This is a genomic window from Bacteriovorax sp. BSW11_IV, from assembly GCF_000447755.1.
Classification (GTDB): Bacteria; Bdellovibrionota; Bacteriovoracia; order Bacteriovoracales; family Bacteriovoracaceae; genus BSW11-IV.
Map to the genome: position 1 here is coordinate 58,967 of NZ_AUNE01000004.1, position 15,974 is coordinate 74,940.

The following is a 15,974-nucleotide window of genomic DNA, read 5'->3' on the forward strand; positions in this document are numbered from 1 at the left end:
AAGGAGACTATATGAAAGTAAGAGCTGCTGTTGCTTGGGGACCAAATGAACCACTTAAAATTGAAGAAGTTGATCTAGAAGGACCAAAAAAAGGCGAAGTCCTTATTCGTATTCTAGCAACAGGTGTTTGTCATACTGATGCTTACACTCTTTCTGGTGCAGATCCTGAAGGGATCTTTCCAGTAATCCTAGGTCACGAAGGTGGGGGGATTGTTGAAGAAGTTGGTGAAGGAGTTACATCTCTTAAAAAAGGTGATCACGTTATTCCTCTATACACTCCAGAGTGTCGTGAATGTAAATTTTGTAAGTCTGGAAAAACAAATCTATGTCAAAAAATTAGAGAGACTCAAGGCCGTGGTTTAATGCCAGATGGAACAACTCGATTCTCTAAAGACGGTAAACCTATTTTTCATTATATGGGGACATCAACATTTGCAGAATACACTGTTGTTCCTGAAATCTCTCTTGCTAAAATCGATGAGGCCGCACCTCTTGATAAAGTATGTCTATTAGGTTGTGGTGTAACAACTGGTATTGGTGCTGTTTTCAATACCGCTAAAGTTAAAGAAGGTGATACTGTTGCCGTATTTGGTCTTGGTGGAATTGGGCTCTCTGTTATTCAAGGGGCGAAACTTGCAAATGCAGGTCGTATTATTGCCATCGATATTAATGACGATAAATTTGAAATGGCGAAAAAGTTTGGAGCAACTGATTTTGTAAATCCAAATAAATTCGACAAGCCTATTCAACAAGTGATTGTTGAACTCACTGATGGTGGTGTTGACTATTCTTTTGAATGTGTTGGTCACGTCGGTCTTATGAGAGCAGCTCTAGAGAGTTGTCATAAAGGTTGGGGAGAATCTATTATTATTGGTGTTGCTGGGGCTGGCCAAGAAATTAGCACAAGACCATTCCAACTTGTAACAGGAAGAGTTTGGAGAGGAAGTGCATTTGGTGGTGTTAAAGGGAGAACAGAACTTCCTGGTTATGTAGATCGTTATATGAAAGGTGAGATTAACCTAGATGATTTCGTAACTTATACAATGCCACTTGAAGATATCAACAAGGCCTTCGATTATATGCACGAAGGAAAGAGTATTCGTACTGTAATTGATTTTTCTATGGGGAAATAATGACGGTTAATAAATTAAAGTCGAATAAAACATTTGATGGGTACACAAATATCTATCAGCACCCTTCGAGTGTGACTAAAACAGATATGAAGTTTTCCACCTATGAGCCTTCTGGCAATATTGAAAACTGTATTATTTGGTTGTCAGGGCTAACTTGTAATGAAGAAAACTTTATTACAAAGGCCGGTGCACAGAAGTACCTTAGTGGTACTTCTACGATGATCATTTGCCCAGATACTTCTCCACGTGGATTAAATCTTCCACAGGAACATGATGCTTATGATTTCGGATCTGGTGCGGGTTTTTATGTAAATGCTACAACCGAAGGTTATAAAGATCATTATAAGATGTACGATTATATCGTGCATGAGCTTGTTGGGATTCTTAAAGATCAATTTAAAGTGAAAAATATCTCTATCATGGGCCATTCTATGGGTGGTCATGGGGCCTTGATTATGGGTCTACGTGAGAAAGATCTTTTCAAATCAGTGAGTGCATTTTCTCCCATCGTTAATCCTGTCAATTGTGCCTGGGGACAGAAGGCATTACTTGGTTACCTAGGTGATGATAAAAAGAGTTGGAGTCAGTACGATGCCTCAGAGCTTTTGAAATCAGGAGTAAAGCGAGCGGATACTATTTTGATCGATCAAGGTCTTAGTGATGAATTTTATCCTGCGCAGCTTTGTACAAAAAATATTGAAGAAGTATCTTCAAAAGTAGGTCAAAGTATCACTGTTAACTACCGTGAAGATTTCGATCATAGCTATTATTTCATTTCTAGTTTTATAGAAGAGCACATTGCTTTTCATATAAAGTCTCTCTCTCAATAGCGACGATATGAGCTTGATCATAACCTGATCAAGCTCATATTTAGTAAATAATCTTAAATTTGTTTTTACTTTAGAATTCCCACATTTTTCGTCATAATAGTCTTATACATAAGTACAAGGATGAATTATGGAAACAAAATATGAATGGGGATTAGAAAAAAATCAAGCAAACTTTAGACCCTTAACGCCACTTGATTTTATTAAAAGAACAGCAAGTGTTTACCCCGATCGTATTTCTGTTATTCATGGTGAGCTTCGCCAAACATGGGCACAGACTTATTCGAGATCTCTAAAATTAGCGAGCGCTCTACAAAAAAGAGGAATCGGTAAAGGTGATACTGTTGCCGTAATGTTGCCAAATACTCCTGCAATGGTTGAAATGCACTTCGGTGTACCGCTGTCTGGGGCCGTATTAAATTGTCTAAATATTAGGCTAGACTCTGAATCTCTTGCCTTCATGCTTCAGCACGGAGAGGCCAAAATTATCTTTGTAGATTCAGAGTTTTCACAAGTGATCTTTGATGCTGTTAAAAGAATTGAAAATCCTCCTGTTGTAATTGATGTGCATGATCTTCTCTTTACAGAAGAGGTTCGAGATATCGGTGAAAAAGAATATGAAGATTTCTTGTTGGAAGGTGATGACAATTTTCAAGGTCTCTGGCCTAAAGATGAGTGGGACTCACTTTGTTTAAATTATACTTCAGGTACAACGGGAAATCCCAAGGGTGTTGTCTATTCTCATAGAGGTGCCTATCTTGCTGCTCTTTCGAATATTTTAGAATGGGATCTACCTCATCATCCCATTTATCTTTGGACTCTTCCCATGTTTCATTGCAACGGTTGGACCTTCCCTTGGGTAATTGCGGCAAGAGCTGGTGTTAATGTTTGTTTAAGAAAAGTTGTTGCGGAAGATATTTTTAAGCTAATGAAGGAGCATAAAGTCTCTCATTATTGTGGGGCCCCGATTGTACACAATATGCTTATCAATGCTGATGAAAATTTGAAAAATGGTCTAGACCATCGAGTTGAAGCTTTTGTTGCTGGTGCTGCTCCACCTGCTGCTATGATTGAGGGAATGGTGAATATGGGATTTGGTATAACTCATGTTTATGGACTGACTGAAGTCTATGGCCCGGCATCTGTTTGCGTGAAGCAAGAGAGCTGGCAAGAGAGTTCATTAGGCGAACAGGCAAAATTAAATGCCAGACAAGGAGTCACTTATCATTTGCAAAGTGATATTACAGTTCTTGATCCCAACACAATGAAAGAGGTCCCTCACGATGGTGAAACTATTGGTGAATTGTTCTTTAGAGGAAATATCACCATGAAAGGGTATATGAAAAACCCAAAGGCCACAGGTGAAGCATTTAAAGGTGGTTGGTTTCATACAGGAGATTTGGGCGTTATTTATCCTGATGGCTATGTGAAAATTAAAGATAGAAGTAAAGATATTATCATTTCCGGAGGAGAAAATATCTCAAGTATAGAAGTTGAAGATGTTCTCTATCAGCACCCGGCCGTTATGTTGGCCGCTGTTGTGGCAAAGCCTGATGGGAAATGGGGAGAAGTCGTTTGTGCTTTTATTGAATTAAAAAATAATACAAAAGTCACTGCTAAAGAAATTCAAGACCATTGTCGTAATATTTTACCAGGATTCAAAGTTCCTAAAGAAGTATACTTTGAAGTGCTGCCAAAGACTTCGACAGGGAAGATTCAGAAATTTGAACTAAGAAAAAAACTAAGTTCTGATAGCGCAATTGACGTGTAAAAAAAGGCCTCTTGCGAGGCCTTTTTTATTCTTCAACAGCTGGGAAGTAAACACCCTGTTCATTAATTTTGTGATTTTCGGGGAAGTCATTTTTCAACTCGTCAATAGAGTAGATCGACTCTGGAAGATTGAGAGAGTGGCGCAGCTTTTCCATCGTTTCTGGAACAAATGGTTGAAGCATAATGAGAAGGTTCTTTAAAATGTAAAAACATGAGTAAAGAGCATCACTTCTTTCTTCAATTGGAAAACGATCATCATGGGGCTTATATTGGTTGAATAAGCCATTGATGATTCTTGCATAGTTCTCTAGGGCCCCTAAGGCCTTAGGGTATTCAGCTTTTTCCATAAAACGAATATATGACTGAACCATTTTTTGTGTCTCAGCTTCTGTCTTTCCAATTAGTTTTCCTTTTGGAACAACACCATCAAACTTTGAATGGCACGCTGAGATTGGTTTTTCAAATGCAGCATTCATTGGACCAGCAAGGAATAGGTTTTTGTTTTTGAAAACTTCAAAATCAAAATTAGACGCTTTTTCAGAAAGACTTAAAGTAGATAAAAAGTAACGTAACTGATCTGGAGCATAGCCCATTTCATTTACAAGTTGATCACCCGTATAGAAGTTTCCTTTAGATTTACTCATTTTTTCACCATTAATTTGTAGGTGAAAATTACTGAAAACATCAGTTTGTTGTAGTTCGCCTTTAAGTGGTTGTCTCATTGGGTCTTCTTGGTAACCAAACCACATACTTCCTTGCATTAAGACGTAGAAAAAGACGTTATCAGTTCCTAGAAATTGATAAACCTTTGCCTCTGGATCACACCAGAAATCTTTATAAAGCTCAGGCGATAGGCCTTTCTTTTTAAGCGCTACTTTTGAAAATGAAATTGGTGCAATTAGAGATTCTGGCCATACGTAGAGAGTTTTTCCCTCCATACCAGGTTCAATATCTGTCGGAACAGGAATTCCCCAAGATACGTCACGGGTAATTGAACGGTGTGCCCAACCATCATTTAGAGTACATTCAATACCTTTTTTTGTTAGAAGCTCTAGCCCAACTTTTAAATCTGCTAGATTGTTGAATTGGACAAGAACTTGTCTTCCTGGTGCATAACGACTTTTATGTGCTGGAAGTGAATCTTTAATCTCTTTATAGTCTGGCTCTGATTTATTCGTGAATAAAACAGAAGGGTGAACTGTTCCAAGAACTTCTTGAAGAATAGACTTTCTCCAAGTCTTCTCTTTTGTCGAAAGCCACTCGATTAATTGATCAGTGACTTTCCACATATTCAAATACCAATGGTCTGTTTCTTTTAAAACAGGAGTGGCATCGCTTAGAGTACTTCTTGGGTTAATAAGCTCACTAGGATCATATTGAGCGCCACATACATCACAGTCATCACTGTAAGCACTCATATTTGTACAACTTTCGTTTGGACATTTACCTTGTACATAACGATCGGGAAGGAACATGCTAAGTTTTGTATCAAACCATTGTCTGCTTGTTTTTCTATCAAGCATATTATTTGCATGCATCTTTCTTAGAAAATCTTGGCACAGTTCTTTATGGGCCTCAAAATTTTCCTCACGAGAAGTTCCTGTGTAGACATCAAGGCCAATTGAGAAACGATCCATAGTCGCTTTTTGGCGAGCGTGAACTTCTTCAATAAATTCTTGAGTTGTTTTGCCTAATTTCTTTGCAGCTACTTCACTCGTTGAGCCGTGATCGTCTGTACCACATACAAACAATACATTGTCATTGCCGATGAGAAGTCTTGTCCAACGTGAATAAACATCTGCTGGAACGTGTGCACCTGCTAGGTGGCCAAGGTGAACTGGTCCATTTGCATAGGGCATACCGGCAGTGATCACTGCTTTTTTGGGACGAGTAATTCGGCCTAGGATTGATGGGATGTCCTGTTTTGGACGCATGTCTTTTTTGTTATTTGTTTCTTCATTCATGACATCTAATTTATCAAGTGAGGGGCGTTCTCGTCCAGATAAAAACTGGTAGTGAGTACTAGTGCGCCATGTGTCACTCGAGATAAGTAAAGATAAAAGGTTGTCCCAAGCTTCAGATGGTATAAAATTTATTCATTGAGCAATGTTTATCTAAGCGAGGAGTACGAAGTTGAAAAAGTTATACTGGACAGTTTCATTGATAATTTTAATGGGAATAGGAACTTTTTTCGCCAGAACTTACTATTTTAAAAATAATTTCGAACTTATTTCGCCAAAAAGAGGAAATATTGTTGAAGCTATTTATGGTCTCGGAAAAGTAAAATCAGATCAAATTTTCGAAGTCAAAATTGGAGTAATCGCCGTTATTAATAAGGCCTTTGTTAAAGAAGGTGCCAAAGTTCAAAAGGGTGATCGTCTTATTTCATTCGATGATAATGCTTTGTTTAAAGCGCCATTTGATGGAACTGTAACTCTTCTTGCAAATCAAGAAAATGAAGTGGCGTTTCCTCAAGTTCCTATCCTTAGACTTGAAAATCTTAATAAAAAATACATAGAAGTTTCACTTGAACAAGATGCTGCACTAAAAATAAAGTCAGGGCAAAAAGCACAAGTGATCTTTGAGAGTCAGTCATTCAAGAAGTATCCTGCAAATGTGAGAATGATCTATCCAAGAGAAGGAGAGTTTATTGCGCGTTTGGAAGTTGAGAATTTGATTGATAATATTTTACCTGGAATGACAGCAGATACAGTTATTGAAGTCGGGAATAAGACAGATGTTCTTCTTATTCCAATAAGCGCTATTAGTAATGGGAAAGTCCTAAGACTTCGTGACAACCATAGAGAAAAAATCGATGTGGCCCTTGGAAATAACGATGGAAATTGGGCCGAGGTGCTTTCTGGGGACATCAAGACAACTGATAAGCTCTTCATCAAGAGGTAGTCATGTTATTTCTAGCAATGAGGCAATTGGCCTCAAAGAAAAAGCAAACAATTCTCATTCTTTTAGGAATCAGTTTTGGAACAATGCTTTTTATTACCATATCTGGAATTCAACTTGGACTTCGAGAATTTATTATTAAATCTCTTCTCAATAATACTGCCCATATTTTAATTTCGGGGCGTGAAGATATTATCAAACGCGATGATGTGAACGAGTGGTTCTTTCCAAATAAACAAGTTCATTGGTTGTCCGCACCTTATGGAAAAAGAGGAGAGTCTAAACTCGAAAATTATCAAGGTTGGGCCGATCGTTTAAGTCACGATCCTGAAGTATTCGACTTTAGTCCCAGATTAAATATTCAAGTGATTCTTAAAAAGGGCGCCATTGTTCACAATGTGAGTCTTACTGGAACAATTCCTCGCAAGCAACTTCGCATTAGTGAAATTGAAAGCGATATGGTTGAAGGAAGCTTTTCTGATCTCGACTCTGGTGGCGGGAAAATCGTTATTGGTACGGGCGTTGCTGATGAATTGGGTGTAAGACCTGGGCAATTTATCGATGTTGTTACTGGAAAAAAAGGACTGAGAGAATCATTTAAAGTCGTGGGGACGATTTCACTAGGAGATGATTATATAGATAAGACGATTGCCTTTGCCCATTTAACAGATGTACAAAAATTAAATAACACTCCTGGTAGAATTTCAGAAATTGCAGTGGCATTGATTGATATCGATACCTCAGAACAATTGGCCCAAAGATGGTCATTGTTTAGCCGAGATAAGGTGCAAGATTGGAAAAAGGCCAATCCAATGATTATGGATGTTATTATGATGCAAGATGGAGTTCGCTATTTTATCACGGTCGCGGTTCTCGTTGTTGCGGCCTTTGGAATTTATAATGTTCTTTCCATTTTGATTAATCAGAAGAAAAAAGAAATCGCTATTTTACGATCCATTGGTTATGGACCACAAAAAATCTTAGAATTGATTATGTATCAAGGTCTCTTTTTGGGAATCAGTGGGGGGATTGTGGGAATAATTCTCGGTCTGATAATTTGTCGCTTGGTTGAAAGTATTAATCTTAGTATCAAAATTGGTGATGGGAATCATTTACTTGTTTCTTATGCACCTTCAATTTATATAACGGCCTTCGCATCGGCCCTCTTTGCTTCAATTATTGCGAGTCTTCTTCCGGCCATGTCGGCTAGTAAGATGACTCCGATTGATATTATAAGGGAGGAATAAATGATTCATGCCCATAATTTAGTGAAAGAATTTGGAGAACCTGCTCAAAGAATAATTAACGATATTACAATTGATATTAAAGAAGGTGAGTTTGTTTCAATTGCTGGACGCTCAGGAAGTGGCAAAAGTACGTTGTTATACATCATTAGTACCTTAGACAATCCTACGCACGGAGTTGTTGAAATAAACAATCGAGTTATCAATAATCTCTCGGTAGAAGAAGTTCATGAATTTAGAAATAAGAATATTGGTTTTATCTTTCAATTCCATTATTTATTGCCTGAACTTAGCGCATTAGAAAATGTCTTACTTCCACCAATGAACTCAGGAATACAGAAACAATATAAAAAACGAGCTCTTGAATTACTTGAAAGATTAAATATCTCTCACACGCTTAATAAAATGCCTGGTCAAATGTCTGGTGGAGAGCAGCAGAGGGTTGCGATTGCAAGGGCACTTATTATGAATCCCAAGTATATTTTTGCAGATGAGCCAACTGGAAATCTAGACTCAACAAATGCTCAAATTGTAATGGATATATTAAAAGAAGTGAATAAGGAGAGTGGGACGACTATCTCATTAGTTACTCACGATAGAGAATTTTCCAAAATGGCCGATCGTGAGATTTTTCTCGTCGATGGAAAAATATCTGATACCTATCTTTGAAAAAGGGCCTTGTTAGGCCCTTTGTTCTATCTGTGGCAATTAATATTAACTTTTGCCCCAACTTGCGGGTATGAGCCTTCAATAACGTCTTCACGTCCTTGAACAGAAAAATTGTATATATTACTAAGATTAAGTGTAATTTCTGCTTTACCAATTGAAACGTTTTCAAGAGTTCCACACTTTTCGATAGCGATATCAAAGATTTTATCTTTTAACTCTTTTTCTAGTTGTGAAAAACTTCCTACAAAGAGGTTGATATTACTTTTTGGAATATGAATTTCTTCGCCATAGCTCATTCCAATGAAAGTAGTAGAAATTAAAAGAGTCGTAAGTAGTGTTTTCATTTTTGCTCCCTTTGGATTGTAACTGTCCATTGTTCTTATGTGATTTGTCAGATTTCTCTGGCAAGAAGAAAATTATTACAGGAGGCGCGATAAATAAAATGATAATAATCCATGGTTGTGATAAAATATTTTTATGGCACTAGTAATGGATGATATAAAGTATTTTATCGTAGTTTCAGAGACTTGTAATATAACAAGAGCATCTGAAAAAATTGGTATTTCTCAACCCGCACTTAGTTATTCAATTAAACGTCTTGAAAAAGAAGTGGGTGGAGAGCTCCTTATTCGTTTGAAAAATGGAATGCGCCTAACAAAGCTTGGGGAATCGTTTTTAACAAGAGCTCGTAAACTTATTGTCGAATGGGAAAACGTCCAGAATATTGCTGCAGATTCATCATTGATTGATTCTTCTTATACCTTTGCCATACATCCTTCGATCGCACTTTATTCAATGAGAGCATTTCTTCCTACAATAATTAGAAATTTTCCAACTCTAGATATTAATTTTATTCATGGACTTTCGAGAGAAATGACGGAAAAAATTATTAGTTGGGAAGCTGATTTTGGAATAGTTGTAAATCCAATTCGCCATAACGATCTTGTTATTAAAAAATTATGTACTGATAGCGTTTCTATATTTCATCTTGATGGAATAGAAAGTAACACATTGATTTTCGATGAAGATTTATTGCAGGCCCAGCATATTATTAAAAACTATAAGAGTATTCATCATTATGAAAATAATATTCGTTCGAAAAATTTAGAGGTCGTGGCGAAGCTCACTTCACTCGGATTAGGCCATGGCGTTTTACCAACGCGAGTCGCTGAGCAATTTCCTAGGTTGAAGCAAGTAAAAGGTGCTCCAATATTTAAAGATGAGATTTGTCTCATCTATAGACCTGAAAGACAAAAAGATCATATTGGTCAAAAAATTATCGACATCATAAAAAAAGCTAGATTTTAATTTTCTCCGATTCATTTTGTCAGGTGTCTTAATCTAATCTTGTGTCTGAATTGAAAGTAATCTCTGATATAAATATGGTATTAATTTTTATCAGGAGATAACCATGGACGGTAGTAAAAAGCCTGTTGCAGGCGGTGGAACATCTAATGCAGATTGGTGGCCAAATGCCCTTAAGTTAAATATTTTACGTCAAAATTCTTCATTAGCTAATCCAATGAAAAAAGATTTCAATTACAAAAATGAGTTTTTGAAACTTGATCTTGATGCTGTTAAAAAAGATATTTTCACTCTTATGACTGATTCTCAAGAATGGTGGCCAGCTGACTATGGTCATTATGGTCCACTTTTTATCAGAATGGCCTGGCACAGTGCTGGTACTTATCGTACTGGTGATGGTCGTGGGGGAGCGGGAAGTGGGACACAAAGATTTGCACCACTGAATAGCTGGCCTGACAATGGGAACTTAGATAAAGCTCGCCGCTTACTTTGGCCTATTAAGAAAAAATATGGTGCTAAAATCTCATGGGCAGATTTAATGATCCTTGCCGGAAATTGCGCATTAGAATCAATGGGATTCAAAACTACGGGGTTTGCAGGCGGACGTGAAGACGTATGGCAACCAGAAGAAGATATTTATTGGGGATTAGAGACAGAGTGGTTGGCCGATAAACGCTACAGTGGAGATCGTGATCTTGAAAATCCTCTTGCAGCGGTACAAATGGGTCTTATCTACGTAAACCCAGAAGGACCAAATGGAAATCCTGATCCAATTGCATCGGCAAAAGATATTCGTGAAACATTTGCAAGAATGGCCATGAACGACGAAGAGACTGTTGCTCTAATTGCTGGTGGTCACACTTTTGGTAAAACTCACGGTGCAGGGGATGCGAAAAATGTAGGACCAGAACCTGAGGCCGCACCAATTGAAGAACAAGGCTTTGGTTGGAAGAATAAATTTGGAACTGGAAAAGGTGGAGATACAATTACTTCTGGTTTAGAAGGTGCTTGGACAAAAAATCCTATCAAATGGGATAATGGATTTTTTGCAAATCTTTTTGAATATGAATGGGAATTAACGAAAAGTCCTGCTGGTGCTCATCAGTGGATTCCAAAAAATGGTGAAGCTAAAGATTCTGTTCCAGATGCCCATGATAAATCAAAGAAGCATCCACCTGTAATGTTAACAAGTGACTTGGCCCTTCGTTTTGATCCTATTTATGAGAAAATTTCTCGTCGTTTTTATGAAAATCCAAGTGAGCTTGCTGATGCTTTTGCAAAAGCATGGTTCAAGCTTACACATAGAGACATGGGACCACGCGCTCGTTATCTTGGAAAAGAAGTGCCAAAGGAAGAATTTATTTGGCAAGATCCAATCCCTGCAACTACTCATAAGTTAGTTGACGACAAAGATATTGAGGCCTTGAAAAAAGAAGTTCTAAATTCTGGGCTAAGTGTATCTGATCTTGTGGCAACTGCTTGGGCAAGTGCTTCTACTTTTAGAGGCTCAGATATGAGAGGGGGCGCCAATGGTGCTCGTATCAGACTTGCACCACAGAAAGATTGGGAAGTAAATAATCCTTCAAATCTGGGAACAGTACTTAATAAACTTGAGGCCATCCAAAAAGGTTTTAACAACAAGCAGACAGACGGCAAGATGATTTCATTTGCAGATATGATTGTTCTCGCTGGGTGTGCTGGGGTTGAAAAAGCGGCCAAAGATGGTGGACATAATGTCACTGTTGCCTTTACAGTTGGACGCGCAGATGCGACTGCTTCTCAAACAGATGTTGAATCAGTAGGAATGTTGGAGCCAATTGCTGACGGATTTAGAAATTATCAAAAAGCTAGATACACAGTTTCTCCAGAGGAGCTTCTTATTGATAAGGCCCAGCTCCTAACGCTTACGGCGCCTGAAATGACAGTTCTTCTTGGAGGATTAAGAGTTTTAGGAATTAATCATAAAGGTTCTTCTCACGGTGTCTTTACAAATAAAGTAGGTGCATTAACAAATGACTTCTTTACAAATTTGTTAGATATGGCGATTGAATGGAAGCCTTCATCATCAGAAAAAGATATTTACGAAGGTATTGAAAGAAAGGGTGGAAAGAAGAAGTGGACTGCAACAAGAGTTGATCTTGTTTTTGGATCAAACTCTGAGTTAAGAGCACTTGCTGAAGTTTACGCCTGCGATGATTATAAAGATCAATTTATTAAAGATTTTGTTGCTGCTTGGACAAAGGTAATGAACTTAGATCGTTTTGATTTGAAATAGAGTATTTAGGGCCAGCTAAACTAGCTGGCCTTTTTTTTAATCTTTCGAATATGTTTCTACAAATTTTTTAATATCATCAATATGCTCTAGAAGATATTTTGCTTTCGTCACACCAAAACTTAAGATCGTTCCATATTTTTCAATTTCATTACCTTCATCATCAACCTTGAAGATCTTGAAAATTTTATTTCCTTTGAATTCTTCAACTGCAATATCGTGGGGAGGAAGATTCGATGCCATATAGTCTCCTTCTTTTGAGAATTAAGTTATTAAAATTTAAGCAAAATTGCCATTAAGTTTCAATACTAAAAAGGACATGAATTATGAGTTTTGCTATGCCATGATATTAGTAATCAAAAAAGAGGAAAACTTATGAGTTTGAGAGTATATCGATTGGAATGTAATGGATTGGATATTTTTCAATCGTTAGTATTGAATAGCAAATCCAATGGTCCAGAAGACTCATGGCCGCCAAAAATTGAAAACTCATTTAATGGAGCGAACGTATATTGGACCAATATTGGCTATAAAAAATACCTCCAAACTGGTTTGAGGGATTCGCATCTTAGTGTTCTTGACGGAAATTTCACTTGTACGATAGGAACAGTGGAAGGTGAAATTCTGTACCAAAATGAATACCAAGTTATTTGTCTACCATCTCAAGTTAAGGTCATTAAAAGTTATCCTTTTACATATGAAGGTCCTAGACCAGCATTAAAGCGATTGGAAGATACAAGGCCTGATAATTTAAGACATTATTCTTCTCTTCTTGATTGGTGCACTTACACTCCCTACACAGGAAGTGATGAGAGTTTTACGTTATTGTCATCGGTTGGGGTAGAGCTTGGACTTGTTAAGATTGGAATCCACCGCGAAATTCTTATGCCAAACAAAAGAAGTTCATGGCCTCACGCCCATAAAGTAGAAGAAGAGCTAGTCTATATTCTTAAAGGCGAGCCAGATATTTGGATCAATGGAAAAATTTATGGCGCAAAGGCCGGGGACTTTATTTTCTTTCCTCCAGGGACAAATATTGCACACTCCATATTAAATAATACAGACGAAAATGTTGAGATGATGGTTCTTGGAGAGCAGGGCGATCATGGGGATTTAATCTATTATCCTTTGCATCCAAGTAGAAATGAAGAGTGCAAAGAGCAAAACTTTTTTTGGGAGCAACGCCCAGAGGTCGAGCTTGGCGATCATAATGGTTTACCTTCAAAAAATGTCAAAAGAGAGGAAGGTCCTTGGCGATATCAGACATCTTATAAAGATGTTCAAGAAGTTTTCATTGGCGACAAATCACATGAAAATAAAGTTTTTCACTCTGATCGCGATTTGGGAAGGGCCCTCGGGGTGACAAGAGTTGCTCTTCACCACCAAGTGCTGCCTTCTGGTTTTCGCACAAGTCATCCTCATGCTGAATCTTTAGAGGAAGAATTTGTTTATATATTAAAAGGCACTCCCATCGTTTGGATTAATGGACATCGCTATCAAATGAGAGAGGGAGACAGCGTCGCTTTTCCAAGTGGAACAGGAATTGCCCATACGTTTATCAACGAATCGGGTGAAGATGTTGAATTACTCGTAGCAGGTGAGACGTCTAAAAAAGACAATCTCTGCTCTTTTCCGATTAATCCTGAAATGCTTGAAAAAAGTCCTATTCCTTGGAAAGATGCGCCTTTGCAAGAAATAGGATCAGATTCGGCAATGCCCGAAACTAAATAATTTCAGACAGAAGTTTTAGGGAATGAATTCTTTTTTCAATATCGAATATCGACGTTACAACCATGAGTTCATCTGGTTTGTAGCGCTCGATAAAAACTTCTAATTTCTTTTTTACTGTTTCTTTTGAACCAATAAATGAAAAGTAGAGCATATGAGAGGCCATTTGTTTTTCGGCCTCGCTCCAGTATGAGTTCATATCATCAATGGGTGCTTGAAATTTCTTTTTCACACCTCGTCTTAAATTCACGAATGATTGTTTTTGACTTGTAGAAAGGTACTCAGCTTCTTCATCTGTATCAGCAATGATGATATTCACTCCAAGCATTAGATAAGGTTTTTCTAATTTTTGTGAAGGTCTAAAATCACTACGATAATATGCAATAGCTTCTGCAATGGCATCTGGTGCAAAATGGGAAGCAAAGGCATAGGGAAGACTAAGGTGCGCTGCCAATTGTGCACCAAAAGTACTTGAGCCTAGCATCCAAAGAGGAATATCTTGACCCATTCCTGGAGTAGCGACAACGGCATCATCTTCACTTTCCTTAGAAAGGAAATGTTGAAGTTCAATAACATCTTTCATGAAATTATTTGAATTTTTTAAATCATTTCTTAGGGCCTGTGTTGTAAGAGGATCTGTTCCTGGCGCTCTACCAAGCCCTAAGTCTATGCGGCCAGGATAAAGTGCATCAAGAGTTCCAAATTGTTCAGCAATAACAAGTGGAGAATGATTCGGAAGCATAATACCACCCGCGCCAATGCGGATGGTTTTTGTTTCACTTGCAAGATGACCAATAACAACTGAAGTTGCAGCACTGGCGATGGCCTTCATATTGTGATGCTCAGCCACCCAAATTCTGTTGTATCCGAATTCTTCGGCCGCTTGTGCGGCCCTTACTGAATTTGCAAAAGCGTCTTTGAGCTCTTGTCCCTCATTAACAAATACAAGATCCAGTATAGAAAGCTTTGGCATTTTAAATTCCATTATTTTCAAGTGCTGGATAATCAGTGTATCCAACATGATCTGGATTATAAAAAGTTTCAAAAACAGGAGCGTTCAAAGGAGCGTCTTTTTCAAAGCGCTCTACTAAATCTGGGTTTGCAATAAAGGGAACTCCAAATGAGATCGCATCAGCGATATTTTCAGAGAGTGCTTTATTCGCACTGTCTTTTGTGAATTTTTCATTTGAAATGAAAACACCTTTGAAAAGTTTTTTCAGCTCTGGAGAAATGCTGTCAGGGGCCTGGGCCTCTCTTGTGAAGATAAAAGCGATATTTCTTTTATCAAGCTCGCTCACAACATAACTAAAAAGTTTTAGGGGATTAGAGTCACCCATATCATGGGCATCACAACGAGGTGCTAAGTGAACACCAACGCGATCAGCTCCCCAAACTTCGATAAGAGCATCTGTGATTTCTAATAAAAAACGCGCTCTATTTTCAATTGATCCACCGTATTGGTCTTCTCTTTTATTTGTTGAATCTTGCATGAATTGATCAATCAAATATCCATTGGCCGCATGAATTTCAACTCCATCGAAACCAGCTTCTTTTGCATTCATGGCCGCTTTTTTATAATCGACAACGATCTGAGCAACTTCTTCAGTTTCAAGTGCGCGTGGCATTTCGAATTCAGTAACTGGGCGTACAAGTGAAACGTGACCTGCGGGGCGAACGGCGGATGGGGCCACTGGAGCTTTACCATTTAAAAACATTGAATGAGAAATTCTTCCAACGTGCCACAATTGCATAAATATCTTTGAACCTTTGGCGTGAACGGCGTCAGTTATTTTTTTCCAACCAATCACTTGCTCTTGTGACCAAATACCTGGAGTTTTAGCATAACCCACGGCCGAAGGTGTAATTGCAGTCGCTTCTGTGAGGATCATGCCAGCACTTGCTCTTTGAGAATAATATTCAACCATTAATTCATTTGGGATTCTCTCATCACCGGCCCTTGCACGAGTGAGAGGGGCCATGATGATTCTATTTTTTAGATCTAGGCTTCCAAGTTTTAGAGGTGAGAATAAATTTGTCATATGTGTCCTTTTATATTGTTCGATATTTATCTAACAATAAGACTGCTCTTGAAAAAAATCAAGGTCTTTGTTAGAATTTTATCTAA

At 38.0% G+C, this 15,974-nt stretch carries 14 protein-coding genes; 9 read left to right on the forward strand and 5 right to left on the reverse strand.

Annotated elements, in window-relative coordinates; all coding sequences use genetic code 11:
* Positions 1 to 11 precede the first annotated feature (11 nt).
* From M899_RS01180 to M899_RS01190, 3 genes are all read left to right on the forward strand, one after another.
* On the forward strand, positions 12 to 1,133 hold the full coding sequence (locus M899_RS01180) for an S-(hydroxymethyl)glutathione dehydrogenase/class III alcohol dehydrogenase (protein ID WP_021269580.1): 1,122 nt from the start codon (positions 12 to 14) through the stop codon (positions 1,131 to 1,133).
* The gene (fghA, locus tag M899_RS01185; RefSeq protein WP_021269554.1) at positions 1,133 to 1,963 is read left to right on the forward strand and encodes an S-formylglutathione hydrolase; all 831 of its coding nucleotides are present in this window, start codon (positions 1,133 to 1,135) and stop codon (positions 1,961 to 1,963) included. The genes M899_RS01180 and fghA overlap by 1 nt, the downstream gene beginning before the upstream one ends.
* Before the next feature lie 127 nt (positions 1,964 to 2,090).
* Positions 2,091 to 3,731: an acyl-CoA synthetase gene (locus tag M899_RS01190; RefSeq protein ID WP_021269576.1), complete on the forward strand. Its 1,641-nt coding sequence runs from the start codon at positions 2,091 to 2,093 to the stop codon at positions 3,729 to 3,731.
* Positions 3,732 to 3,756: 25 nt separating this feature from the next.
* On the opposite strand, the gene M899_RS01195 is transcribed toward M899_RS01190, so the two are convergent.
* Positions 3,757 to 5,694, reverse strand: a complete 1,938-nt coding sequence (locus M899_RS01195) for a methionine--tRNA ligase (RefSeq protein ID WP_021269542.1) — start codon at positions 5,692 to 5,694, stop codon at positions 3,757 to 3,759.
* 169 nt (positions 5,695 to 5,863) lie between these two features.
* Here M899_RS01195 and M899_RS01200 point away from each other — a divergent pair, with 169 nt between their 5' ends.
* Genes M899_RS01200 through M899_RS01210 form a run of 3 tightly spaced genes read left to right on the forward strand, consistent with a single transcriptional unit; the run spans position 5,864 to position 8,544 of the window.
* A complete protein-coding gene (locus tag M899_RS01200; protein WP_021269626.1) occupies positions 5,864 to 6,634 on the forward strand; it encodes an efflux RND transporter periplasmic adaptor subunit in 771 nt (256 codons plus the stop codon).
* Between the two features lie 2 nt (positions 6,635 to 6,636).
* Positions 6,637 to 7,878 (forward strand): ABC transporter permease, encoded by a 1,242-nt coding sequence (locus tag M899_RS01205; RefSeq protein WP_021269543.1) that lies wholly within the window; start codon positions 6,637 to 6,639, stop codon positions 7,876 to 7,878.
* Positions 7,879 to 8,544, forward strand: a complete 666-nt coding sequence (locus M899_RS01210; RefSeq protein WP_021269625.1) for an ABC transporter ATP-binding protein — start codon at positions 7,879 to 7,881, stop codon at positions 8,542 to 8,544.
* Between the two features lie 26 nt (positions 8,545 to 8,570).
* Here M899_RS01210 and M899_RS01215 read toward each other — a convergent pair whose 3' ends face one another.
* Positions 8,571 to 8,888 carry a hypothetical protein gene (locus M899_RS01215; protein ID WP_021269596.1) on the reverse strand — a complete coding sequence of 106 codons (318 nt, stop codon included), beginning with the start codon at positions 8,886 to 8,888 and terminating at the stop codon, positions 8,571 to 8,573.
* Between the two features lie 133 nt (positions 8,889 to 9,021).
* Here M899_RS01215 and M899_RS01220 point away from each other — a divergent pair, with 133 nt between their 5' ends.
* A complete protein-coding gene (locus tag M899_RS01220) occupies positions 9,022 to 9,852 on the forward strand; it encodes a LysR family transcriptional regulator (RefSeq protein WP_034727250.1) in 831 nt (276 codons plus the stop codon).
* Between the two features lie 103 nt (positions 9,853 to 9,955).
* Complete coding sequence (katG, locus tag M899_RS01225; RefSeq protein WP_021269586.1) at positions 9,956 to 12,124, forward strand: catalase/peroxidase HPI; 2,169 nt, start codon at positions 9,956 to 9,958, stop codon at positions 12,122 to 12,124.
* A gap of 36 nt (positions 12,125 to 12,160) precedes the next feature.
* Here the strand turns inward: katG and M899_RS01230 are convergent, their stop codons facing one another.
* Entirely contained in the window at positions 12,161 to 12,364 is a 204-nt protein-coding gene (locus tag M899_RS01230; RefSeq protein ID WP_021269515.1) for a hypothetical protein, read from the reverse strand.
* A 132-nt stretch (positions 12,365 to 12,496) separates the two neighbouring features.
* Here M899_RS01230 and M899_RS17345 point away from each other — a divergent pair, with 132 nt between their 5' ends.
* Positions 12,497 to 13,852, forward strand: coding sequence for a cupin domain-containing protein (locus tag M899_RS17345; RefSeq protein ID WP_052610289.1), 1,356 nt, complete (start codon positions 12,497 to 12,499; stop codon positions 13,850 to 13,852).
* Here M899_RS17345 and M899_RS01240 read toward each other — a convergent pair.
* On the reverse strand, positions 13,845 to 14,822 hold the full coding sequence (locus tag M899_RS01240) for an LLM class flavin-dependent oxidoreductase (protein ID WP_021269566.1): 978 nt from the start codon (positions 14,820 to 14,822) through the stop codon (positions 13,845 to 13,847). The two genes, M899_RS17345 and M899_RS01240, sit on opposite strands and share 8 nt — an antisense overlap.
* Before the next feature lies 1 nt (position 14,823).
* On the reverse strand, positions 14,824 to 15,888 hold the full coding sequence (locus tag M899_RS01245; RefSeq protein WP_021269561.1) for an alkene reductase: 1,065 nt from the start codon (positions 15,886 to 15,888) through the stop codon (positions 14,824 to 14,826).
* Between the last annotated feature and the right edge of the window lie 86 nt (positions 15,889 to 15,974).